The sequence below is a fragment of the Streptomyces sp. NPDC019937 genome, assembly GCF_040631655.1.
GTDB lineage: Bacteria > Actinomycetota > Actinomycetes > Streptomycetales > Streptomycetaceae > Streptomyces.
The window spans coordinates 1-21407 of sequence record NZ_JBEYAL010000079.1 but is presented as its reverse complement, the minus strand read 5'-3'; the positions used below and the strand labels follow the sequence as shown (position 1 = coordinate 21407).

The following is a 21407-nucleotide window of genomic DNA, read 5'->3' as shown; positions in this document are numbered from 1 at the left end:
CGAGCGCGGGGCCGCGAGGTGCCGCCCGCCGCGGCAGCGGCTGATGTCACAGCGGCGTCGGGAGCCCGGCATGATCCACACGACACCCCCTAGGGACGCCGTCAGAGCGGCGGGCCGAGGCGGACCGTGGGGTGGGAGCCGGTGTCCGTCAGGGAGCCGGTCTGGGAGCCGTGGAGGCGGGCGTAGGCGCCGCCCCGGGCGAGCAGTTCGCGGTGGGTGCCGGTCTCCACCAGGCGGCCGTGGTCGAGGACCAGGATGCGGTCGGCGTCCGGGGCCAGGTTGAGGTCGTGGGTGATCATGATGGTCGTACGGCCCGCCATCAGCCGCCGCAGCGGCCGCACCACGCGCCGTGCGGCCAGCGCGTCGAGGCCGGTGGTGGGCTCGTCCAGGACCAGCACCGGCGCGTTGCGCGGCATCGCCCGCGCGATCGCGATCCGTTGCAGCTGACCGCCGGACAGCTGGGCCGTATGCGGGTCGATCCGGGTGTCGTATCCCTGCGGCAGGGCGCGGATGAACTCGTCCGCGGCCGCGTCCCGCGCGGCCCGGACGATGTCGTGGTCGCTCGCCCCCGGCCGCCCGCACGTGATGTTCTCGCGGATCGTGTCGTGCAGGATCAGCGTCTCCTGCGGCAGCAGGGTCACGTGCTCGCGCAGGAAGCCGAGCGGCAGGGCATGCAGTGGCACACCGTCCAGCCGTACGTAGCCCTCGCCCGGGTCGTAGAAGCGCAGCAGCAGCTTGGAGACGGTCGACTTGCCCGCCCCGCTCGCCCCCGTGATCAGGACGAACTCGCCAGGGCGCGCGGTCAGCGACACCCCGGCCAGGGTCGGCCGCTCGGCGCCCGGGTAGCGGAAGCCGACCCGGTCGAACTCCACCGTGCCGTGCACACGCCACGGCGCGACGGCCGCGCCCGGCGCGGGGTCGCGTACGGCCGGTTCGGCGTCCAGGACCTCCAGCAGCCGTTCGGCGCCCGCGGTCGCGGCGGAGAGGGTCAGGCCCAGCTGTCCGAGGTTGCGGCCGGTGGCATGTCGCCACCGGCCCCTTCGACGGGTCACCTCGCCAGGGGAATTAAGGCCTCTTGCCGAAGCCCATCTTGGTGCCGGTCAGATCGGCCACGATCCCGTCCGGCTCCACCCCGATGTTCTGAATCTTGATGTCCTTGGCCTTCTCGGGAAGCTGGAAGGAGAGCGACAGCTTCTCCGACAACTCCGGCAGCTTGTACTTGGTCAGCGCGGCGGCCACGGTCGGATCGATGCCGAGCTTCCTGACCAGCTCCGGGTGCTCGTTCGTCACGTCGACGAGGTTGACCTTCGTCAGCGCGGGCACGAACTCCGGCGATCCGGTGATCTTGTCCAGCTGCCGGTCGTCGTTCCGCGCCCGGCCGGCCGGTTCGGGAGCGATCCCCAGCCGCTCCGCCACCGACGGCACCTGAAGCAGCGCCCTCGCCTTCGCGGTGTCCTCGCTGATCTGCTTGGCCGCCTTGGGGTGCAGCCGCAGCCCGGCGTCCTTGCCCGGTCGGTAGGTGGCGATCCCGGGAATGTCCAGCCGCATGTCCGTCACCTCGGTGGAGATCCCCCGGTCTCCCTGGCGCTGGATGTGGGCCATCGCGTGCAGCGACACGTTCTGCCCGGCGACCGGCAGCTTGCCGTCCGCGCGCACCGAGTTGGGGCCGTACGCCTGGAAACGCACCTGGGAGGCGCCCAGTTCCCGGTCCAGGTCCTCGAAGGCCAGCAGGACGTTGCCCTTCATGCGCTCCACCACGGCGCCCTTGATCGAGGTGGGCAGGTCGGCGTTCAGCCGGATGCCCTCGGCCTGGACGTTCACCTTGGCGAGCGAGACCCGGTCGGCCGCCACATCGGGCACGGCCACGTCGACCTTCTCCAGCTTCTTGTCCAGCACCTGGGTGAGGAACGGGAAGCCGTGGATGGTCACGTTGGGGGCGGTGGCCAGCTTGAGCTTCTTCTGGAGCGCGGCCTCCGCCTTGCGCTCCACGTACATCACGGCGCACCGGTCGGCCAGCACCGCCAGGGCCGCGAGCACCAGCACGCCGATGACCAGCTTCGCGGTGAGCGGCACCGCCTTGAAGCGCCCGCGCCCGCGCCGCCGGCCGCGCCGGGAGCGGCCGTGGTCGGGCGGCGACCACGGCTCGCCGTCGCCTCCGCCCGGGCCGCCCTTGCCGCCGCCCCCGCCGCCGAGGTCGGAGGTGTCGTCGTCCGGCTTCATCCCGAGGCCGAGCGGGTCCTCCGGGTCGTACGGATCGGCCAGCTCGGCGAGTTCGTCGTACGGGTTGCTGTACGGGACGGGGTGCACGTCGCGGTGCGCGTCGTCGCGCGCGGCATCGTCACGTACGCCGTCGCCGGGGCCCGGGTCGCTGTGAGAATTGTGGGGACGAGGTGAAGATATGCGTGTGGGGGATCGCATCAGCCAATACCACCACGCCGCACTGCTCCGCCCGCAAGTCCTAGCGGCGATACGTGGCGAACGGCACGCTCACGCGGCGTCCGCCGCCGTGCCGTTCGCCCGTCGTCCCTCGCCCCGTTCACCGTCCGCCGCGCGAAACCGCCCGTGCCTCGGTGACGGTGACGGAGCGTCCGTTCATCTCCTGTCCATCCAGCTGGGCCATGGCCTTCTCGGCCTCCATGTCCGCCATCTCCACGAATCCGAACCCCCGTGAGCGCCCGGTGTCCCGGTCGGTGATGACGGTCGCGTCCATCACCTCGCCGAACTGCCCGAACAGCTTCTCCAGGTCCTCCTTCGTGGTCTGGTAGCTCAGGTTGCCCACATGCAGCCGCTTCGACATGACCCGCTCTCCTGCCTGATCCGGGACGCCGTCAAGGTGGCGCCAATCGGGTCAATCGTCGCAGCGAGGTGGAAAACGGGCCATCGCGCTTGGGCCGAACCGGTTACCCGGCCGGGCTCAGCGCAGGGTCTGGAGCTGTTCGGTGGCGAAGGGGATGAGCGTCTCGGTGTCCCCGGTGAGGACCTTCCGGGCCCACTCCGGGTCGGCGATCAGGGCGCGGCCGATCGCGATGAGGTCGAACTCGTCCCGCTCCATCCGGTCCAGCAGCTTCTCGATGCCCGCCACCCCGCTCCGGGCCCCGTCCTTGAACATCGCGGGGTCGAACTCCTTGTCCAGGCCGACGGATCCGACGCTGATGGTGGCCTTGCCGGTGAGCTTCTTCGTCCAGCCCGCGAGGTTGAGGTCGGAGTCCTCGAACTCCGGCACCCAGTACCGGCGGGTGGAGGAGTGGAAGGCGTCCACCCCGGCCTCCGCGAGCGGGGCGAGGATCGCCTCCAGCTCCTGCGGGGTCCCGGCGAGCCGCGCGTCGTAGTGGAACGCCTTCCACTGCGAGGTGCGCAGGACGATCGGGAAGTCGGCGGAGACGGCCTTCCGGCACGCGGCCACGATCTCGGCGGCGAACCGGACGCGGGCGACCGGGTCGCCGCCGTAGCCGTCGGTGCGGCGGTTGGTGCGCTCCCACAGGAACTGGTCGATCAGGTAGCCGTGGGCGCCGTGCAGTTCGATGCCGTCGAAGCCGGTGCGCTCGGCGGCGGCCGCGGCGTCGGCGAAGGCGGCGATCACGGCGTCCAGGTCGTCCTGGGTCATGGCCCGGCCGGCCGGGTTGCCGTCCAGGCCGAAGCCCGACGGGCCGACCGTCGGGGCGTCCGGGACCGGGCCGGAGCCCTCGGCGCGGGTCGCCCCGACGTGCCAGAGCTGCGGCATGATCCGGCCGCCCGCGCGGTGCACCTCGTCCACCACGTTCTTCCAGCCCGCCAGCGCGTCCTCGCCGTAAAAGCGCGGCACCCGGTCGCTGTCCCCCGCCGAGGGGTGACCGACGTACGTCCCCTCGGTGATGATCAGCCCGACCCCGCCGGCCGCCCGGCGCGCGTAGTACTGCGCCACATCGGCACCGGGGACGCCGTCCGGCGAGAACTGGCGCGTCATCGGCGCCATGGCGATCCGGTTCGGCACGGTGAGCCCGCCCAGGGTGAACGGGCGGGACAGGGTCTGAGCCGCGCGGTCGGCGGCGGCGCTGTCGGCAGTCATGGGGAAGCTCCTCGAAGCAGGACGAAGGTTCGCGGAGCTAAGCTAAAACCTGACGTTGACGTCAGAGGCAAATGTCGCAGGGAGGAGCCGCGGGTGCGCATCGGTGAACTCGCCGCCAAGGCGGGCGTGAGCGTACGGGCACTGCGCTACTACGAGGAACAGGGCCTGCTCAGCTCGGAGCGCAGCGCCAGCGGCCAGCGGCACTACCCCGGGAGCGCGGTCGGCCGCGTCCGCCTGATCCAGCAGATGTTCGCGGCGGGTCTGCCGAGCCGGACGATCGTTCAGCTCATGCCGTGCGTCGACAGGGGCTCGGCGACCCCGGAGATGATGGAACTGCTGCTGGCCGAGCGCGATCGCATCGAGCGTCAGATCGGCGAGCTGGCCGACGCCCGCGACCGGCTCGACGTCGTCATCGCCAGTACGAAGGTCCACGCCTGCGCGCCCGGGTAGTCACAAGGGGAGTGCCCGGTCCTCCACGACCGCCTTCATGACCAGGGTCGAGCTGAGCCGCTGCACACCGGGGAGCATCGCCAGCCGTTCGTCGTACAGCCGCTGGAAGGCGGGCGGATCGCGGGTGACGACGCGCAGCAGGTAGTCCGGGTCGCCGAACAGCCGCTGCGCCTGAAGGACGCTGGGGATGTCGGCGACGGTCTCGCCGGACGCGTCGCGCATCGTGATGAAGACCAGGGCGTCGAAGGTCAGCCCGAGGGCGTGCGGGTCGAGGTGCGCGCGGTAGCCGCTGATCGCGCCGGAGCGCTCGCTCGGCCAGTTCGGTGACGTGGATCTCCTGCTGGTGTTCACCCCCGGCGCGGACTGGGCCTACCAGCCGGATACACCCGGCGACGGGCTGGCCGGTCGCCGCGCAGGCGGGACTGCTCGGCGCGCTCCACAGGGTCGTCCGCGCGGTCGTCCACCTCGCCGTCGGCCTGCCGGCCCGCACGGTGCTGAGGACCCGGCCCTCAGCGGCCCGGGCGGTCCCCGGGGCCTCCGGTGTCCTGATGCTCGTCATCGATGGGTTCCTGCTGGTCGAACGCCTGGCCTGACGCCGCGGCCACGCACCGCGTACGCCTATGTTTGTATCCGTCAACGACCGCCGAGGAGGACCCCGTTGGACAGCTACTTCGAGCGCACCGACGCACACCGCTACAAGCCCACCGGCCACGTCGGCGGTGCGTGGGCCACCGACGAACAGCACTTCAGCCCGCTCGGCGGCCTCATCGTCCACGCCATCGACCGCCACCTGGCCGGGCGCCGTCCGGACGCCTCCGGCATGGTGCTGAGCCGCATCAGCTTCGACATCCTCGGGCGCCTCGCCCTCGAGGAGTGCGAGATCCGGGTGGAGACCATCCGGCCCGGCCGCACCATCGAACTCATCGAAGCCACCGTGCTCATAGCGGACCGCGCGGTGGTCCGCGCCCGCGCCTGGCTCCTGACCACCCTGGACACCGCCGCCGTCGCCGGCGGCGGCGCCGACCGCCTCACCCCGCCCGACGCGCTCGCGCCCTGGGCCATGTCCAGCGTCTGGCCCGGCGGGTACATCGCCTCCCTGGACACCCGGCCGGTCACCCCGCCGCAGCCCGGCCGCGCCACCGTCTGGCTCTCCACCGGGCTGGACCTCGTCGCCGGGGAGCCGGTGAGCCCGCTGGCGTCCTACGTCGCCCTCGTGGACACCGCCAACGGCATCGCCGTCCGGCAGCCGCCCACCGCCTGGATGTTCCCCAACGTCGACCTGACCATCCACCTCCACCGCCGGCCCGAGGGCCGCTGGACGGGCCTGGACACCACGGTCGCCTTCGGCGCCACCGGCCAGGGCATCACCAGCACGGTCCTGCACGACCTCACCGGCCCGGTGGGCCACGCCCAGCAGATCCTCACGGTCCGGCCGCAGCCGGGCGAAGCGCCTTGACCATCACCTGTTCGCCGGTCTCGCCGTCGCGCGACAGGTCCGTGAACCCGTTGCGCCGGTAGAGGGCGATCGCGGCGTCGTTGCCGGGGATCACGGAGAGGACCAGCGTCGTACCGCCCGTACGGCGCGCCCAGCCCTCGACCGCCCCGATCAGCCGGTCCCCGACCCCGTGGCCGCGTGCCTCGGGGCCGACCCACACCGATCGCAGCTCCCGTACACCGCCCTCCCCGGGCACCCCGCCCGCCACCCCGACGGCCCGGTCGTCCAGCAGGGCGACGACGTGAAACGCGCCCGGCATCTCCAGGCGGGCCCGCCACCGCTCCTCGCCGCCCCGGTGCCAGTCCGCGAGCGTGGACGTGAACGCGTGCGGCGCGTCGGTGAGGGCGGCGAGCCGCACCTCCCGCCACAGCGGCCAGTCGTCCGCCGTGAGCACCCGCAGCGTCACCACTTCGTCGCGCGGATCGAGTACATCAGCGGCAGCCGGGGATGGCCCGCCGGGAAGCGGAAGACGGGGTTCTGGGCGGGGCCGGTCCGTTCCAGCGCCGGGTAGCGCTGGAAGAGGGTGGTGGCGTGCTCGTGCAGGAACTCGATCCGCAGCCCGGCCCCGGCGAGGGCGGTCACCACGACCCCCAGCGGGTGCTGCCACTGGACGGAGACGGTGTGGGCGAGCGGCGGGCCGTCGGTGTACGTGTGCGGCTCGTCCCATGTCGTGCCCTGCTCGTCGAAGTAGTCCACCTCGACGCTCGTGCCGTCGTCCCCCAGCACCTCGGTGAACGGATGGAACTCCGCGAGGTACAGCACCCCGCCGTCGGCCAGCAGACCGGCCACGACGCGCGCCCAGCGCGGGAGGTCGGGCAACCAGCACAGCGCGCCGAGCCCGGTGTACACGACGTCGAACCGCTCACCGCCCAGGGCTTCCGCCGCGTCGTACACATCCGCAGCGACGAACCGCGCCTGCCCGTCGAGCGCCAGGTCCGCGGCGAGCCCGCGCGCCGTCCGTATGGCCGCCTCGGAGAAGTCCAGCCCGGTCACGTGCGCCGCCCCGCGGCGGGCCCAGGACAGGGTGTCCTGCCCCATGTGGCACTGGAGGTGGACGAGCCGCTTGCCGCTGACGTCCCCCAGCTCGTCCAGCTCGAAGCCGCGCAGGGTGCAGGCGCCGTCGCGGAACCCGGGCAGATCGTAGAATTCGCTGCCGGCGTGGACCCGGACCCGGTCGTCCCAGTTCGCGCGGTTGCGCCGCAGCCAGTCGTCCGTCATGGCCCGGACGGTAGTGGGTATCCCTCCCGGCTCTCATCCGGATTTGCCGCGCCCGGCGCCCGCCCCCGTCAGACGCGGGTCCCGGTCCGCGGGGCGCAGCCGGACGCGGGCGTCCAGGCCGCCGCCCGGTGCGGCGTCGAGGGTGATCTCGCCGCCGGAGGCGTGGACCAGGTGGCGGACGATCGGCAGGCCGAGGCCGGTGCCGTCGTGGTGGGCGTCGGAGGCGCGCCAGAAGCGGTCGAAGGCGCGTTCCCGGTCGGCCGGCGGCATGCCGGGGCCCTGGTCGATGACGTGGAGTTCGGCGCCGGGGGCTCGGGTGAGCGTGATGGCCGTGCCGGGTGGGGAGACGCGCAGCGCGTTGGCGATCAGGTTGTCGACGATCTGCTCCAGGGCACCGGGGATCGCCCATATCCGGCCGGTCGGCGGTCCGGTGACCGCCACGGCGACATGCTGTTCGCAGGCGAGCGATTCCCACATGGCGGCCCGGTCGGCGAGGACGGCGTCCAGGTCGACCGGCTCGGGCGTGGTGGCCGTGTTCTCCAGGCGGGCGAGGGCGAGGAGGCCGTGGACCATGCGGCTGAGCCGTTCGACCTCCTCGATGGTCTCGTCGAGGCTGTTGTGGGCGCGGGGGTCGAGGTAGGGCTCGAAGTTCTCCAGCCGGAGCCGCAGCGCGGCCAGCGGGGTCTTGAGCTGGTGCGATGCCTCGGAGGCGAAACCGTGCTGGGCCCGGAGCAGATGCTGCAGCCGCGTGGCGGTGTGGTTGAACGAGGTGGCCAGGCGGCGCAGTTCGGGCGGTCCGGTGGCGGCGTCGGGCGGGTGGTCCAGGTGTCCGTGGGCGAGCTGGGCGGTGGCCCGCTCCAGGGTGCGCAGGGGCCGGGTGATCCAGCGGGCCAGGCTGAACGCCACGAGGGCCACGGCGGCCAGGATGCCCGCTCCGCCGAGCGCGAGAGCGAGCCAGATGCGGTGCTCCCGGTCGGTGACCATCGTCATGGGGTACGTCACCCGCAGCGCGCCGCGGACGGTGGTCCCCGAGGAGCCCGGCATGGTCACCGCGAGGATGTCCCCGCCTTGTGCGTCCGCGCGCGTGGCGGTGGTGGCCTTGTTGCGCAGGGCGGCGGCGATGTCCGTCTGCCCGGATACGTCGGTCCCGGTGGCGGTGGCGCCCGCTGAGTCGGTGAGGAGGCGGCCGGCGCGGTCGACGATCACGACGCGGGCGCCGGTGTCGTCTGCGTACTCCCGCGCCAGCTCGGGCAGGGCTTCCACGTTGTGCTTCTCGATGTTCTCCTCCGCGACCTCGGCCAGCATCGACGCGTCGCGCTCCACGCCCTGGGAGAAGCGGGATTCCTCCCCGCGGGCGTAGAAGTAGCCGAGCGGGACCTCCAGGCCCACCAGCACCAGCAGGGCCAGCGCCAGATAGCTCAGCAGCAGACGGCGGGTCACCGCGCGGCCTCGGGGGTGTCGTCGGGCTGCCCGGCGGGGACGGTGAGGCGGAAACCGACCCCGCGCGCGGTGGTGATCCAGGCGGGGTCGCCGAGCTTGCGGCGCAGGGCGGCGACGTGCGCGTCCAGCGTCTTGGTGGGTCCGAAGAAGTGCGGGTCCCAGACCGTGTCCATGATCTGCTGCCGGGAGTGCACCGCGCCGGGGTCCTGGGCGAGATGGGCGAGCAGGTCGAACTCCCGTGGCGACAGGGCCACCTCACCCCGGTCGAGGCGGACTTCCCGGGTGCGCCGGTCGATCTCCAGCGAACCCAGCCGCTGCGGACCGGCGCCGGACGTCCCGGCGGGCGCCGGGGCGTCCGCCAGGGCCAGATGACCGGCGGTGCGGCGGGTCACGGCCCGGATGCGGGCGACCAGCTCCCGCACGCCGAACGGCTTGGCGACGTAGTCGTCCGCCCCCAGCTCCAGCCCGACGATCCGGTCGGCCTCCTCACCCCGGGCAGTGATCATGATGATGGGGATCGCGGACCGGGCACGCAGCCGGCGGCAGACGTCAAGACCGTCCATGTCGGGCAGCCCGAGGTCGAGCAGCACCAGGTCAGGCTGGTCGGCGGCCCCCGCGAGCCCGGCGGCACCGGTGCGCGCCCGGTCGACGGTGAACCCGTAGCGTGCGAGCCCTTCGGTGATCGGACCGGCCAGCCGGTCGTCGTCTTCGATCAGTAGCAGCCGCATGGCGAAAGGCTCGCACAGCGGCCCGGCCGCGGGCGCGGTGTTCATCACAACCTGCCAGGGCGCGGGCGACGGGGTCAGCCGCCGTTCTCCTCCTCCTCGGTGCCTTCCGCCTTCGTGTCGGTGACGGTGTAGCTCTTGTCGAGGTAGACCTCGACCGTCGTGCCGTCCGACTTCTTGACCTCCACCGCGTACATGCCCGGCTTCTCGGCGTCATGCTCGGACTTCAGGACGGTCCCGGGGAACTTGGCCAGCGCCGCCGCCTCCGCCTTCTTCTTCACCTCACCGGTCAGCGGCGGCTCCTTCTTCTCCCCGGCCTCCTCCCCGGCTTCCCCTCCGCCACCGCCACCGCCACCGCCGGCGCCCTGCGCCGACGCCTGGGAGTCCGCGGCCTTCGAGCCGCCACCGGAATCGGAACCACCGCCGCAGGCCACCAGCGTGAGCAGCAGAACGGCGGCGGGAGCGGCGACCAGGGCACGACGAGGCAAAGCAGGCATCAGGCGTCTCCAGAACAGTCGAGTACGGGGCCCGGGAGCCGGACTCCCAGGGGATGCACACGACCCTAGGAACACGTCATCCAAGGCACGGCCGGTAAACGACAGCACCCGGCCAGCAAACGGCCAATGTTTCGCCACGACCGCGAAACCGCTGGTTTTTCGCCTCCGCCGGCCGAGGACTGATCAACGATCACGGACTGGTGGACAACCAGACGGTCACGGCCGCGGCGGCGGTGAGTCCGACATTGAGTGTGATCCGGCGGTCTTCGCCGGTCAGGTGAACGGCGATCGCACCGATCTGCAGAAGTACGAAGCCGATGGCCGCGGCCGGCGCCAGCCAGGGAGCGGTGCCGACCAGCGGTGGAAGGATCAGACCGACCGCGCCGAGTACTTCGACCGCCCCCAGCGCCCTGAGGGCAGGCAACGGGATGCGGTCGACCCAAGCCATCATCGGCCGGAGTTGATCACGGCTGCGGATCACCTTCTGAGGGCCTGCGTAGAGGTAGAAGAGCGCGAGCAGTCCCGCGACGATCCAATAGGCGATGTTCATGGTTCCCGTTCACGAGGGCCCCGTTTCACGGGGGCCGGTCGATTGCGTCGATTGCCGGGAAAGCCCCTGGAGACGGCCGGTCCGTCGCCCGAGGGCTTCAGGCGAGGTCGGTGGCGGGCTGTGTGGCGTAGCGGCTCATCGCGTCGATGTTGGCCTGTGGCGTCAGCGGCCGACCGCTGGCCATCACCTCCTGAAGGTCTCGGAAGTACTGCAGGTACAGGTCGGGTGTGAATGTGCTGAGCATGACGGCGGGTTGGCCGGTCAGGTTGGCGAAGGTGTGCGGGGTGCCGGGCGGAACCATGACGAGCGTCCCCGCGGTGGCGTCGTAGTCCTCGTCCCCGACGGTGAACCGCACGGTGCCGGAGAGAATGTAGAAGCCCTCGTCGTGCTGGCCATGGCGGTGCTGCGGCGGACCCTGCGTGTTCGGGGCGAGGACGGACTCGGCGATCGCGAGGCGGTGCCCGGTGTGGCTGCCGTCCTCCAGAACGCGCATGCGCGTAGTGCCCAGAACGATCATCTCGCCGTCGCGGGGACCCACCACCGATACGGCGGGGTCGGTCTGCGGCTCGCTGGTCTTCGCTTCTTCGGTCATGGTCACGAGTGCACCGCCGGGACCTCGCCGGTGTCCAAGACCCATTCGGCAGAGCCGATACCTCATCGGTATCGTTGCAGCGTGGAGTTACGAACCTTGCGCTACTTCGTGGCGGTCGCCGAGGAACTCCACTTCGGCCGGGCCGCCACCCGACTGCATATGAGCCAGCCGCCGCTGAGCCGGGCGATCAAGCAGTTGGAAGCCGAGGCCGGGGCTCTGCTCTTCGCCCGCTCGACCACCGGCGTCACGCTCACTCCGGTGGGCGCGGTGCTGCTCGACGAGGCGCGAGCCCTGCTCGACCACGCCGACCGCGTCCGGGTACGCGTGAGCGCGGCAGCCGGCGTCGCGACCATCACCGTCGGCATCTTGGGCGACGGCACGGACCCGGGAGTGGCCAGGCTGGCCGCGGCCTACCGCCGAAACCACCCCGGCGTCGACATCCGCATCCGCGACACCGATCTGACCGACCCGACGTGCGGACTGCGCGCTGGACTGGTCGATGTCGCCCTCACCCGAGCGCCGTTCGACGAGACCGCCCTGACGGTGCGTGCGCTGCGGACCGATCCGGTCGGCGTGGTCCTGCGCGCCGACGATCCGCTGGCCCGCCGCGATGAGCTGCGCCTGGCCGAGCTGCGTGACCGCCGCTGGTTCCAGTTCCCGCAGGGCACCGACCCCATCTGGCAGTCGTACTGGAACGGTGACAGGCCGCGCGAGGGACCAGTGGTGCGCGCCGTCCAGGAATGCCTGCAGGCTGTGCTGTGGAACGGCACGGTCGGCCTGGCCCCGCTCGGACACGACCTGCCCGCGGAGTTCACCGTGGTGCCGCTGATCGACATGGCGCCGAGCCGAGTGGTGGCGGTGTGCAACGAAGGAGACACCAACCCTTTGACCCGATCATTCATCGAGATCGCGACAGCCGCCTACCGCCACTGAGAATCGGCAACGGCGCTGCCACAGCTTGTGAACAAGGCCGAACCGCAGGGCACTGAGGCGCGGCGTCCTGCGCGGACTGGGACGGAAGCCGCTCGATCAGGATGCCGATCTTGGTGATGAGTTCGGTGAGCTGACCGCTCTGCTCGACCAGGGTGCGGGCGACGAGTTCGGCGGCCAGCTTGTGCAGGTCGTTGATCTCGAGCGTGCGTTTCTCGCCCCGGAAGGAGACGAGGGACGAGATGCGGACCGGCTGGTCCACCACCCCGGCGCCCGGCCCCTCCCGCACGAACAGCTTCTTGATGAGCGGTGCGACGGCGCTGGACGCGAGGCGGGCGCCGATGACTGCGGGATCCACGGCGGACAGCATAGTGGCGGGGCGGGGACTTTGGTCCCGAAACGGACACCCGAAAGTCCCTGCGAAACGCAGGCGGGGTGATATGCGGCACAGGGTTCCCATGACCTACTACGGGAATTAGGAAACCTACGGATATCGACCGTATGGGCAGGTCAGAGGGTGCGGAATTCTGGCAGGGATAAGGCGTCCCGAGGAAGCGAACTACGTATCCACTTAGTAGTGAAGCATCTTGGCCATATCGCGCGAACGGGATAACAAGGGGCGTCGACTTCACGCATTCCCCGGAGGTAGTCCCCTATGGCCCCGCGCGCCACGACCCGTCGTTATCCGCAATCGCATTCCTCCCTCGCGCGGGCCCGCGCCGCCGTAATCGCCGTGGGCGTGGGTGCCTCGCTCGTGCTCGGCGCCGGTGTGACGTTCGCGGCGGACGCGCACGCGGCAGCCGCCGCCCCGGCGCGGGCCGTCGAGGCCAAGAAGGCGGACACCTGGGTGACCCCGGTCGCCACGTACGTCCTGGGCGCCCCCTTCGGCCTGGCGGGCAACCTGTGGGCGCACAACCACAGCGGCCAGGACTTCGTGGTGCCGTCCGGCACGTCGGTGCGGGCCGTGCACACCGGTGTCGTCGTCAAGGCGGGCCCGTACGGCGCCGGCGACGGTCCCGCGTACGGCAACGCCATCGTGGTCAAGCACGACGACAACACGTACTCGCAGTACGCGCACCTCTCGCGGATCGACGTACGCATAGGCCAGAGCGTGACCACCGGCCAGCACATCGGGCTGTCGGGCAACACCGGCAACACGACCGGCCCGCACCTGCACTTCGAGATCCGTACGACGCCGAACTACGGCTCGGCCGTGGGGCCGCTGACCTTCCTGCGGGCCCACGGCCTCAAGGTCTGACCCGCGCCGAGGTCACCGGTCGCCCAGGTGCCCCGCTGGCGCGTGCGCCTGGGTCAGCAGGTCGAGGGCGACTTCGAGGACGGCTTGCCGCTTCTCCTCGGGGTCGCCCTCGATCGTCTGCATCGCGAAGGCCCCGGCGTGCATGCTGAAGAGCGCGGTCGTGCAGCGGACCTGTTCGGTCAGCCCGGCGTCGGGGTCGCGGATCAGGCCGGACATCGCGATCATCCGGTCCTTGAAGAACTGGCCGATGCTCAGCTCGCGCACCGTCGCCTGGTTCTCCTGCATGAAGCGCAGCAGCGGTTCGACGTCGGCCAGGGCCGCGCTGTAGCGGCGCAGCAGCTCCTGCTTGGTCTCCAGGGTGCGGGGCTGCCGCTCGCCCCAGGCGATCAGCTCGTCGAGCGGCTCGCTCAGGTCCCGGAAGAGGCTGAGGACGATGTCTTCCTTGGTCTTGAAGTGGTAGTAGAGCGCCGCCTTGGTGACGTCGAGATGTTCGGCGATCTCGCGCAGCGAGGTCTTCTCGTACCCCTGCCTGGCGAAGAGGTCCAGGGCCACGTCCTGGATGCGCTGACGGGTGTCGCCCCGGCGCGGTGTGCTGCCCAAGGTGCTCTCCTGTGGGGGTGGGGCCAGCCCTCTGAGCAGGCCGAACAAAACTTACTTGACGCCCGGCTAGTAGACGTCTTACCTTTCCTACTGTACTCAACTAGCCGGGCGGCAAGTAAGTGGCGCGTCACCGGAGCTCGTCGTAACCAGGGGGAGTGGAGATCATGTCCCAGAAGAAATCAGAAGGTGAAGCGCCACCCGCTTCCCTGCCCGCACAGGGCACCGCCCAGGCCACCCCGGGCAAGCAGGCCAAGGAGCCCAAGACCCACAGCACCGGCGTGGTGATCCTGGCGCTCATGATCGCGATGCTGCTCGCGATGCTCGACAACATGATCGTCGGCACCGCGATGCCGACCATCGTCGGCGAGCTGGGCGGGCTCGACCACCTCTCCTGGGTGGTGACCGCGTACACCCTGGCGACCGCCGCCTCGACCCCCATCTGGGGCAAGCTCGGCGACATGTACGGGCGCAAGGGCATCTTCCTCTCCTCCATCGCCCTCTTCCTCGCCGGCTCGGCCCTGTCCGGCATGGCCCAGACGATGGGTCAGCTGATCGGTTTCCGGGCCGTCCAGGGCCTGGGCGCGGGCGGTCTGATGGTCGGCGTGATGGCGATCATCGGTGACCTGGTGCCGCCCCGGGAGCGCGGCCGCTACCAGGGCATGATGGCCGGTGTGATGGCCGTGGCCATGATCGGTGGCCCGCTGGTCGGCGGCACCCTCACCGACCACCTCGGCTGGCGCTGGATCTTCTACATCAACATCCCGCTCGGCGCGATCGCCCTCTTCGCGATCAGCGCGGTGCTCCACCTGCCCAAGAAGCGCTTCGAGGGCCGCATCGACTACACCGGCGCTGCCCTGCTGACCGTGGGCATCACCGCGCTCGTGCTGCTCACCACCTGGGGTGGCAACGAGTACGCCTGGGGCTCGGTCGAGATCATCGGGCTCGGGGTGCTCGGTGTCGTGGCGCTCACCGCGTTCCTGTTCGTCGAGAAGCGGGTCGCCGAGCCCGTACTGCCGCTGCACATCTTCCGGATCGGCAACTTCTCGCTGGTCACGGTCATCGGCTTCCTCACCGGTTTCGTGATGTTCGGCTCCATGACCTTCCTGCCGCTCTTCCAGCAGACCGTGCAGGGCGCCAGCGCCACCAACTCCGGCCTGCTGCTGCTCCCGATGCTGCTCGGCATGATGGCCGTGTCGCTGGTCGCGGGCCGGGTCACCACCCAGACCGGCAAGTACAAGATCTTCCCGATCCTGGGCGGCTTCCTGATCACCGCGGGCATGTTCCTGCTGGCGCAGATGGACACCGAGACCACCCGCCTCACCTCCGGCATCTACATGACGGTGCTCGGCGCGGGCATGGGCTTCCTCATGCAGACGACCATGCTGATCGCGCAGAACAGCGTCGAGATGAAGGACATGGGCGTCGGCAGCTCCTCCGCCACCCTCTTCCGCACCCTGGGCGGTTCCTTCGGCGTCGCGATCCTCGGTGCCCTGTTCACCAACCAGGTGGGGAACACCATGGCCGAGCGCGGCGGCGCCAAGGCCGCGGCCGCCACATCCGGCAGCGCCCAGCTCGACCCGGGCAGCATCGACAAGCTGCCCCCGCCCATCAAGGACGCCTACCTCCACGCCGTGGCCGACGGTGCCCACCAGGTGTTCCTGTGGGGCGCGGTGATCAGCGTCGTCGGCTTCCTGGCGGCCTGGTTCATCAAGGAGGTCCCGCTGCGCGGCGGCGCCAAGTCCGCCGACAGCGGTGAGTCCCCGGCCGGTGTGACGCCGGTCGCCGAACCCGTCTGACGCGTACGCCCGTCTGACGCGTACGAGCCCACAGCGAGCCGCCCGCCCCTCGTCCGAGGGCGGGCGGCTCCGTCACGTCTCAGTCCGGGACGTCGATGACGGGGAAGCTGCCGGTGTTGGTGGGCGCCGACTCCGGCAGCCAGAGCACCGCCACCGCGCCCTCCTCGCCCTCCACCGCCGGGTCCGCGTTACGGAACGTCAGCCGGGCGCCCAGGACCCGGGCCTGGCCGGCGGCGATGGTCAGGCCCAGCCCATGGCCCTTGCCCGCCCGGTCCTTGCTGCCGGTGCGGAACCGGCTCGGCCCGTCCTTCAGCAGCGACTCCGGGAAGCCGGGCCCGTGGTCGCGGACCCGCAGCACCCGGCCCTCCACGGTGACCTCGAACGGCGGCTTGCCGTGCCGGGCGGCGTTGGCCAGCAGATTGCCCAGGATGCGCTCCAGGCGGCGCGGATCGGTGGAGACGTGGGCGTCACGGTCCACCGTGACCACGGCGTCCGGGGCCACCACGCGCACCCGGCGGATGATGAATTCGGCGAGATCGATCTCCTGGAGTTCGGCCCGCTCGGCGAAGCCGTCCAGCCGGGCCACCTCCAGCACGTCCTCCACCAGCGTGCGCATCGCCTGCGCCCGGTCCCGTACCAGCTCGGTGGGGCGGCCCGGGGGCAGCAGCTCGGCGGCGGTGAGCAGCCCGGTGACCGGGGTGCGCAGCTCGTGCGCGATGTCGGCGGTGACCCGCCGCTCCGCCTCCAGCCGCTCCTGGAGCGCCTCGGCCATGCCGTCGACGGCGCGCGCCAGGTCGTCGGTCTCGTCGCGCACCCGGCCGCCGATGGCGTCCCGTACCCGCACCTCGGAGTCGCCCTCGGCGAGCTTGCGGGCCGCGGTGGCGGCCTTGCGCAGCCGCCGCGAGAGCTGGTCGCCGATGAGCACGCCGAGCGCGATCCCGCCCAGCACCACGGAGACCGAGCCGAGGATGAGCACCCGGTCCAGGTCGTCCAGGACGGCGAAGCGGTCCTGGAAGCGGGTGTGGACCGACAGCACCTTGCCGTCGCGCAGCGGCACCGACGCCCACACCTCGGGGCTGCCGGTGCCGGAGTCCTCCAGGAAGGTGGCGCGCTGCCCGCGCGCCGCGAACTTCCGCAGGTCCTCGGGCAGCCGCGGGTCGTCCAGCTTGGCGCCGAAGCCCAGCACCCGGGACTCCTCGTACCACTTCTGGGCGACCTTCACCCGCTCGTCCATCACCGTGCGGCTGTTGTCGAGCATGGAGACCCGGGCCGCGTTGTGGACGACGAGGCTCAGCGCGACGGCGACCAGCGCGCTCACCGCGGCGATGGCCAGGCTGACCTTCCAGCGCAGTCCGGAGCGGAGCGCGAGTCGCACCATGGTCCCGCGTCAGCCCCTGAGCTTGTAGCCGAAGCCGCGGACCGTCTCGATGCGGTCCTGGCCTATCTTGCCGCGCAGCCGCTGGACGTGGACGTCCACGACCCGGGTGTCCCCGCCCCAGCCGTACTCCCACACCCGCTCCAGCAGCCGGTCGCGGGAGAGCACGGTGCCGGGCGCGGTCGAGAACTCCAGCAGCAGCCGCATCTCGGTCGGCGTCAGCGCGACCTGCTCGCCGCCCTTGCGGACCTCCATGCCCTCCGGGTCCACCTCCAGGTCGCCGAAGCGCAGCACCCCGCCCCCGGGCTCGTCGGCGCCGGGCTGCTCGCCGCCGCGGCCGCCGGGGCCGCTGGCGTGGCCGAAGCGGCGCAGCACGGCGCGGATGCGGGCGACCAGCACGGCGCCGTCGAAGGGCTTGGTGACGTAGTCGTCGGCCCCGGCCTCCAGGCCCAGCACCACGTCGATCGAGTCGGCGCGGGCCGACAGCATGATCACGGGCACGGTGGACTCGTCGCGGATCCGGCGGCACAGGCTGACCCCGTCCAGGCCCGGCACCATCACGTCCAGCAGCGCGATGTCGGGCCGGTCGGCGCGGAACCGCTCCAGACCGGTCAGCCCGTCGGGAGCGGCGGTCACCAGGAAGCCGTCGCGCTCCAGGGCGAGCTGGGTGGCCTCGCGGATGACGTCGTCGTCCTCGACGAAGAGCACATGGGTTTCGGCCACAGCCTCGGTTCAGCCTTCCGTTCCGTCGTCCTCGCCGCCGCCGCCGGTCGCGGAGGCGCTGGGGGCGGGCTCTTCCGTGGGGCTGCTCTTGCTGTAGTCGGTGTGCTTGTGCCGGACCACGGTGAAAGCCTGCCTGCCCGACGCCCAACGGTAGGTGATGACGTCCTCGCGCGAGGGGCAGCAGACGGTGTCCCCGGAGGCGTAACTGAGCTTGGTGACGCTCAGATCGCCCTTGACGACGTCGGCGTAGACCGGCGGCTGCTGGTCGCTGAACACGTTCTCGTAACCGCGCCCCACCTTGCGGTACACATACGAGCCGATGCCGAAGCCGTCGTCGCAGGTCGTGACGTTGATGACGAGATCGGACGCGGTAGGTCCGGTCAGCTTCCCCCGGGCCACCTCCACCGGGTAGCCCTTGACCGGCTTGCCCTTCCCGGCCTTCGCCGTGCACGGCTGGAGGTGGGTCTTCAGGTCCTGGGCGACCTTCGGGTCGTCCTTGATCAGCCGCACCGCGTCGGCCTTCTGCACGGCCGGCGGCTTGGTCGCCCCGCCACTCGCGTACGAGCCCTGGTCCTGCGCCGAGGGCGCGGTCCACTGGGTGCGCGCCGGGCCCTCGGTACGCACGCCCTGGCTGTTGCCGGTGCATCCGGCCAGCATCCAGCCCCCGGCGGCCGCGAGCCCCACCACCGCGCCACCGCTGATCATGGCAGTTCTGCCAGGAGAGGCCCTGATCAGGCCGCGCACCGTTCCTGCCCCCGCTCCTGGCGGTCACGCCGGACCTGGTTCCCCGTCCGGAGCGGCTTCGCGGCGGCGGGCGTGCCCGCCGGCTCGCGGCCGAGCGCGCGGGCGTCCAGCTCGCGGTTCTCCAGCTCCTGCCGCAGCCGCGCGAGCGCCCGGTGCAGCGTGCTCTTGACCGTGCCGGTCGACATACCGAGCGCCTCCGCCGTCTCCTCCGTCGTCATCTGCTCCCAGTGTCGCAGCACCACGACGCTGCGCTGCTTGGGAGCCAGCACTCCGAGGATGTCCATCAGCAGGGCCCGGTCGGCGTGCTGCTCGGTGCCGTCCTCGACGCTGGCCTCCGGCAGCTGCTCGGTGGGCACCTCGTCCAGCTTGCGGGCGCGCCACCACTCGGTACGGGTATTGATCATGACGCGGCGGAGATACGCGTCGGCGAGGGACTTGTCGGCTATCCCGTCCCAGCGGCCGTAGGTGCGCACGAGCGCGGTCTGCAGGAGATCCTGTGCCTCGATCGGGTCCGGAACCAGCCGCCGGGCGCTGCGCAGCAGCGCGTCCTGCCGGTTGCGCACGTACTCCTCGAAGTCCAGAACCTTGCCGCTGCTGCCGGTCATCGTGCAGCCCTCCATCCCGCGTCTTCCCCACGTTGGATTCCGACCGCTCGGCCGGAACGAGAAGGACGCTACGGAGGCGCTGTTGCGACGCCATGTGCGTCAGCACCTCGGCAAACGCACAGCTACCCATAGGTTGTGTAACAGCGGAACCCGGTTCGACGGTGTGTCAGAACCGGGTCCTGGGAGTGTCACAGCTCTGTCACAGGATGCCTGGTGAGGCCGTGAACCGGGTCAGGCCGGCATCACGTCAGCGGCAGCCGGTAGAGGCCGCCCGCGAGCGGTTCGACCAGACCGTCGGAGACCAGCCCGTCCAGCGCCCGGGCGCGCTGCACCGGCTCGTGCCACACCTGGTCCAGGGCCGCCTGCGGCACCGGCGCGACCGCCTCCCGCAACACCGCCAGCAGCTTGCCGCGCACCTGACGGTCCGTCCCGGCGTAGGTCTGGCCGCGCCGCGGCGGGCCGTCGTGCTCCGGCGAACCGGCCCCGCGCCAGGCGCAGGACGCCGCGATGGGGCAGCGCGCGCAGTCGGGGGTGCGGGCCGTGCAGACCAGCGCGCCCAGCTCCATCGTGGCCGCCGCCCAGCGCGCCGCCGTCCGCTCGTCGTCCGGCAGCAGGGCGCGGGCGAGCTTGCGCTCGGCGGCGGTGGTGGCGTTCGGCGGGTACTGGACGCCGCTGATCGCCCGGGCGAACACCCGGCGGACGTTGGTGTCCAGCACCGGATGGCGCTGTCCGTACGCGAACGAGGCCACGGCCGCCGCCGTGTACTCGCCGACCCCTGGCAGCGCGAGCAGCTGCGCGTGGTCCCCCGGCACATCGCCGCCGTGCCGCTCCCTTATGGCCGCCGCCGCGCCGTGCAGCCGCAGCGCGCGGCGCGGATAGCCGAGCCGGCCCCAGGCGCGGACCGCCTCGCCGGGCGGTTCGGCGGCCAGGTCGGCGGGGCGCGGCCAGCGGGCGAGCCACTGCTCGTACACCGGCAGCACACGGCTCACCGGCGTCTGCTGGAGCATGAACTCGCTCACCATCACACCCCACGCGCCGGCCTCCGGGCGGCGCCAGGGGAGGTCGCGGGCGTGAGCGTCGAACCAGTCGATGACGGGCCGGTGGAGCTCGGCACCGTCGGGGGTCGGGGTAGCGGCGGCCGGGGCGGCGGAAATGGCAGTCATCACATCCGATCCTGACACGACGGAAGGCCCGATGGGGGTCGCGGGCGCGGGCGTTCGGGTCGAGCCGGGGCAGATCTGCTCGAAACGGTGCAATTCAGGCCTGGTTGCGCGATGGGCGGCCGGGAATCGCCCGGACTGTTGTCGCCCAGGTGGCCGATCCGGTCGGATGATGAGAAAAGTAGGGAGGCTGGCGGCGGTTATTGGCGGGTGCGGGCGCCGTTCTCTCGTAGAGTTTCCGCGTGGGATCTCTGCGCAATCCGATCGGGCCGCTTCCCTCCTCCATCTACTGGCGGCGGAGGGCTGTTGCGCTGGCCCTGCTCGCCCTCATCGTGCTGCTCGTCATCTGGGCCTTCGGCTGGGGTGGTTCGGGCGGCGGCGGAAGCGACGAGGGCAAGGGGCCGGGTGGCGGCGGACCCGCGCGCACGATCACCCCCGGGCCGACCTCCTCCGGGCCGGTGAACAGCGAACGGCCGGGCGGTCGCGACGAGTCCGACACCGGCGGCACGGGCCCCGGTTCTGGTTCCGGCCCGGGTTCCGGTTCCGGTTCCGGCTCCGACGAGAGCGGCGGCGGTGGCGGCGCGGGCACCGGGTCCGGCGGCGCGGAGGGCACGGGCGGCACCGGAGCCGCCGGCGGCACCGGCGACGGACTCGGCGACGGGGACGGCCAGGGGCTGCCGGTCGGGTCGAGCCTGCCGGAGTGCAAGCGCGGCGACATCGACCTGACGGTGCGCAGCGTCAAGGACGCGAAGGTGAAGAACACGTACGAGCCGGATGAGAAGCCGACGTTCGAAATCACCGTGAAGAACTCCTCGAACAGCTCCTGCGCGGTGGACTTCGGCCGGGCGGCCGCCTCACTGACCATCACGGACGCGGACAACGAGCACGTCTGGGCCTCGGACGACTGCCCCGAGGGCACCGCCACCGCCCTCATCGAGGTGCCCGCCTCCGGGGAGACCAAGCGCACCGTGGAATGGGACCGCGCGCGCACCGCCGCCCACTGCGCGACCCCGAAGGGCGCCAAGACCGCCGCCGCGGGCACCTACCTGGTCGAGGCGAAGCTCGACGGCCTGGGCACGGCCAAGGTGTCGTTCGTCCTCGCCAAGGATTAGGGGGTGTCGTGTGGATCATGCCGGGCTCCCGACGCCGCTGTGACATCAGCCGCTGCCGCGGCGGGCGGCACCTCGCGGCCCCGCGCTCGTCG

At 71.6% G+C, this 21407-nt stretch carries 23 protein-coding genes and 2 pseudogenes; 6 read left to right on the top strand and 19 right to left on the bottom strand.

Features of this window, described 5'->3' with window-relative positions:
- Window positions 1-101: 101 nt before the first annotated feature.
- From ABZ562_RS39885 to ABZ562_RS39870, 4 genes and pseudogenes are all read right to left on the bottom strand, one after another.
- A pseudogene (locus ABZ562_RS39885) lies at window positions 102-1013 on the bottom strand (ABC transporter ATP-binding protein); the annotation flags it as partial.
- Between the two features lie 52 nt (window positions 1014-1065).
- Window positions 1066-2307: a DUF2993 domain-containing protein gene (locus ABZ562_RS39880; protein WP_361490018.1), complete on the bottom strand. Its 1242-nt coding sequence runs from the start codon at window positions 2305-2307 to the stop codon at window positions 1066-1068.
- Between the two features lie 229 nt (window positions 2308-2536).
- On the bottom strand, window positions 2537-2797 hold the full coding sequence (locus ABZ562_RS39875) for an RNA-binding protein (RefSeq protein ID WP_361490015.1): 261 nt from the start codon (window positions 2795-2797) through the stop codon (window positions 2537-2539).
- Window positions 2798-2914: 117 nt separating this feature from the next.
- Window positions 2915-4045 carry an NADH:flavin oxidoreductase gene (locus tag ABZ562_RS39870; RefSeq protein WP_361490012.1) on the bottom strand — a complete coding sequence of 377 codons (1131 nt, stop codon included), beginning with the start codon at window positions 4043-4045 and terminating at the stop codon, window positions 2915-2917.
- A 93-nt stretch (window positions 4046-4138) separates the two neighbouring features.
- Here ABZ562_RS39870 and ABZ562_RS39865 point away from each other — a divergent pair, with 93 nt between their 5' ends.
- On the top strand, window positions 4139-4495 hold the full coding sequence (locus tag ABZ562_RS39865; protein WP_361490009.1) for a MerR family transcriptional regulator: 357 nt from the start codon (window positions 4139-4141) through the stop codon (window positions 4493-4495).
- On the opposite strand, the gene ABZ562_RS39860 is transcribed toward ABZ562_RS39865, so the two are convergent.
- On the bottom strand, window positions 4496-4846 hold the full coding sequence (locus ABZ562_RS39860; RefSeq protein WP_361490006.1) for an Lrp/AsnC family transcriptional regulator: 351 nt from the start codon (window positions 4844-4846) through the stop codon (window positions 4496-4498).
- Between the two features lie 307 nt (window positions 4847-5153).
- Between ABZ562_RS39860 and ABZ562_RS39855 the strand changes: the two genes are divergently transcribed.
- Window positions 5154-5951, top strand: a complete 798-nt coding sequence (locus tag ABZ562_RS39855; protein WP_361490003.1) for a thioesterase family protein — start codon at window positions 5154-5156, stop codon at window positions 5949-5951.
- Here ABZ562_RS39855 and ABZ562_RS39850 read toward each other — a convergent pair.
- The 7 genes from ABZ562_RS39850 to ABZ562_RS39820 form a co-directional block, all read right to left on the bottom strand.
- Window positions 5917-6399, bottom strand: a complete 483-nt coding sequence (locus tag ABZ562_RS39850; RefSeq protein ID WP_361490000.1) for a GNAT family N-acetyltransferase — start codon at window positions 6397-6399, stop codon at window positions 5917-5919. The two genes, ABZ562_RS39855 and ABZ562_RS39850, sit on opposite strands and share 35 nt — an antisense overlap.
- A complete protein-coding gene (locus tag ABZ562_RS39845) occupies window positions 6393-7208 on the bottom strand; it encodes a class I SAM-dependent methyltransferase (protein ID WP_361489998.1) in 816 nt (271 codons plus the stop codon). Before ABZ562_RS39845 ends, ABZ562_RS39850 begins: the two co-directional genes overlap by 7 nt.
- 33 nt (window positions 7209-7241) lie before the next feature.
- Window positions 7242-8648: a HAMP domain-containing sensor histidine kinase gene (locus ABZ562_RS39840; protein ID WP_361489996.1), complete on the bottom strand. Its 1407-nt coding sequence runs from the start codon at window positions 8646-8648 to the stop codon at window positions 7242-7244.
- Window positions 8645-9376: a response regulator transcription factor gene (locus ABZ562_RS39835; RefSeq protein ID WP_361489994.1), complete on the bottom strand. Its 732-nt coding sequence runs from the start codon at window positions 9374-9376 to the stop codon at window positions 8645-8647. Before ABZ562_RS39835 ends, ABZ562_RS39840 begins: the two co-directional genes overlap by 4 nt.
- Before the next feature lie 74 nt (window positions 9377-9450).
- Entirely contained in the window at window positions 9451-9870 is a 420-nt protein-coding gene (locus ABZ562_RS39830) for a peptidase (protein ID WP_361489992.1), read from the bottom strand.
- 190 nt (window positions 9871-10060) lie between these two features.
- Window positions 10061-10420 (bottom strand): DoxX family protein, encoded by a 360-nt coding sequence (locus ABZ562_RS39825; RefSeq protein WP_361489990.1) that lies wholly within the window; start codon window positions 10418-10420, stop codon window positions 10061-10063.
- Window positions 10421-10517: 97 nt separating this feature from the next.
- Window positions 10518-11012, bottom strand: a complete 495-nt coding sequence (locus ABZ562_RS39820) for a cupin domain-containing protein (protein ID WP_361489988.1) — start codon at window positions 11010-11012, stop codon at window positions 10518-10520.
- A gap of 81 nt (window positions 11013-11093) precedes the next feature.
- Between ABZ562_RS39820 and ABZ562_RS39815 the strand changes: the two genes are divergently transcribed.
- The gene (locus ABZ562_RS39815) at window positions 11094-11945 is read left to right on the top strand and encodes a LysR substrate-binding domain-containing protein (protein ID WP_361489985.1); all 852 of its coding nucleotides are present in this window, start codon (window positions 11094-11096) and stop codon (window positions 11943-11945) included.
- 148 nt (window positions 11946-12093) lie between these two features.
- Here the strand turns inward: ABZ562_RS39815 and ABZ562_RS39810 are convergent.
- Window positions 12094-12300, bottom strand: a pseudogene (locus ABZ562_RS39810) (hypothetical protein); the annotation flags it as partial.
- A 297-nt stretch (window positions 12301-12597) separates the two neighbouring features.
- On the opposite strand from ABZ562_RS39810, the gene ABZ562_RS39805 reads away from it, so the two are divergent.
- Window positions 12598-13200, top strand: a complete 603-nt coding sequence (locus ABZ562_RS39805) for a M23 family metallopeptidase (protein ID WP_361489983.1) — start codon at window positions 12598-12600, stop codon at window positions 13198-13200.
- 12 nt (window positions 13201-13212) lie between these two features.
- Here ABZ562_RS39805 and ABZ562_RS39800 read toward each other — a convergent pair whose 3' ends face one another.
- Complete coding sequence (locus ABZ562_RS39800) at window positions 13213-13800, bottom strand: TetR/AcrR family transcriptional regulator (RefSeq protein WP_361489981.1); 588 nt, start codon at window positions 13798-13800, stop codon at window positions 13213-13215.
- Between the two features lie 164 nt (window positions 13801-13964).
- Between ABZ562_RS39800 and ABZ562_RS39795 the strand changes: the two genes are divergently transcribed.
- Window positions 13965-15596, top strand: coding sequence for an MDR family MFS transporter (locus ABZ562_RS39795; protein WP_361489978.1), 1632 nt, complete (start codon window positions 13965-13967; stop codon window positions 15594-15596).
- A gap of 79 nt (window positions 15597-15675) precedes the next feature.
- Here ABZ562_RS39795 and cseC read toward each other — a convergent pair whose 3' ends face one another.
- The 5 genes from cseC to ABZ562_RS39770 all read right to left on the bottom strand — a co-directional run bounded on the left by cseC (window position 15676) and on the right by ABZ562_RS39770 (window position 20206).
- Window positions 15676-16974, bottom strand: a complete 1299-nt coding sequence (cseC, locus tag ABZ562_RS39790; protein ID WP_361489975.1) for a two-component system sensor histidine kinase CseC — start codon at window positions 16972-16974, stop codon at window positions 15676-15678.
- 9 nt (window positions 16975-16983) lie between these two features.
- Window positions 16984-17694, bottom strand: coding sequence for a two-component system response regulator CseB (gene cseB, locus ABZ562_RS39785; RefSeq protein WP_361489972.1), 711 nt, complete (start codon window positions 17692-17694; stop codon window positions 16984-16986).
- Between the two features lie 9 nt (window positions 17695-17703).
- Window positions 17704-18399 (bottom strand): hypothetical protein, encoded by a 696-nt coding sequence (locus ABZ562_RS39780; protein ID WP_361489970.1) that lies wholly within the window; start codon window positions 18397-18399, stop codon window positions 17704-17706.
- A 26-nt stretch (window positions 18400-18425) separates the two neighbouring features.
- Complete coding sequence (locus ABZ562_RS39775; protein WP_361489967.1) at window positions 18426-19043, bottom strand: SigE family RNA polymerase sigma factor; 618 nt, start codon at window positions 19041-19043, stop codon at window positions 18426-18428.
- Between the two features lie 242 nt (window positions 19044-19285).
- Entirely contained in the window at window positions 19286-20206 is a 921-nt protein-coding gene (locus ABZ562_RS39770; RefSeq protein ID WP_055557250.1) for an A/G-specific adenine glycosylase, read from the bottom strand.
- 239 nt (window positions 20207-20445) lie between these two features.
- Here ABZ562_RS39770 and ABZ562_RS39765 point away from each other — a divergent pair, with 239 nt between their 5' ends.
- Window positions 20446-21315 (top strand): hypothetical protein, encoded by an 870-nt coding sequence (locus ABZ562_RS39765; RefSeq protein WP_361489964.1) that lies wholly within the window; start codon window positions 20446-20448, stop codon window positions 21313-21315.
- The last annotated feature ends 92 nt before the right edge of the window (window positions 21316-21407 follow it).

What these genes read in the sequence shown, in the direction of transcription:
- ABZ562_RS39875 (WP_361490015.1), bottom strand. Translation starts at nt 2,797, where the DNA reads ATGTCGAAGCGGCTGCATGTGGGCAACCTGAGCTACCAGACCACGAAG.
- ABZ562_RS39870 (WP_361490012.1), bottom strand. Translation starts at nt 4,045, where the DNA reads ATGACTGCCGACAGCGCCGCCGCCGACCGCGCGGCTCAGACCCTGTCC.
- ABZ562_RS39845 (WP_361489998.1), bottom strand. Translation starts at nt 7,208, where the DNA reads ATGACGGACGACTGGCTGCGGCGCAACCGCGCGAACTGGGACGACCGG.
- ABZ562_RS39835 (WP_361489994.1), bottom strand. Translation starts at nt 9,376, where the DNA reads ATGCGGCTGCTACTGATCGAAGACGACGACCGGCTGGCCGGTCCGATC.
- ABZ562_RS39830 (WP_361489992.1), bottom strand. Translation starts at nt 9,870, where the DNA reads ATGCCTGCTTTGCCTCGTCGTGCCCTGGTCGCCGCTCCCGCCGCCGTT.
- ABZ562_RS39825 (WP_361489990.1), bottom strand. Translation starts at nt 10,420, where the DNA reads ATGAACATCGCCTATTGGATCGTCGCGGGACTGCTCGCGCTCTTCTAC.
- ABZ562_RS39820 (WP_361489988.1), bottom strand. Translation starts at nt 11,012, where the DNA reads ATGACCGAAGAAGCGAAGACCAGCGAGCCGCAGACCGACCCCGCCGTA.
- ABZ562_RS39805 (WP_361489983.1), top strand. Translation starts at nt 12,598, where the DNA reads ATGGCCCCGCGCGCCACGACCCGTCGTTATCCGCAATCGCATTCCTCC.
- ABZ562_RS39795 (WP_361489978.1), top strand. Translation starts at nt 13,965, where the DNA reads ATGTCCCAGAAGAAATCAGAAGGTGAAGCGCCACCCGCTTCCCTGCCC.
- cseC (WP_361489975.1), bottom strand. Translation starts at nt 16,974, where the DNA reads ATGGTGCGACTCGCGCTCCGCTCCGGACTGCGCTGGAAGGTCAGCCTG.
- ABZ562_RS39780 (WP_361489970.1), bottom strand. Translation starts at nt 18,399, where the DNA reads ATGATCAGCGGTGGCGCGGTGGTGGGGCTCGCGGCCGCCGGGGGCTGG.
- ABZ562_RS39775 (WP_361489967.1), bottom strand. Translation starts at nt 19,043, where the DNA reads ATGACCGGCAGCAGCGGCAAGGTTCTGGACTTCGAGGAGTACGTGCGC.
- ABZ562_RS39770 (WP_055557250.1), bottom strand. Translation starts at nt 20,206, where the DNA reads ATGACTGCCATTTCCGCCGCCCCGGCCGCCGCTACCCCGACCCCCGAC.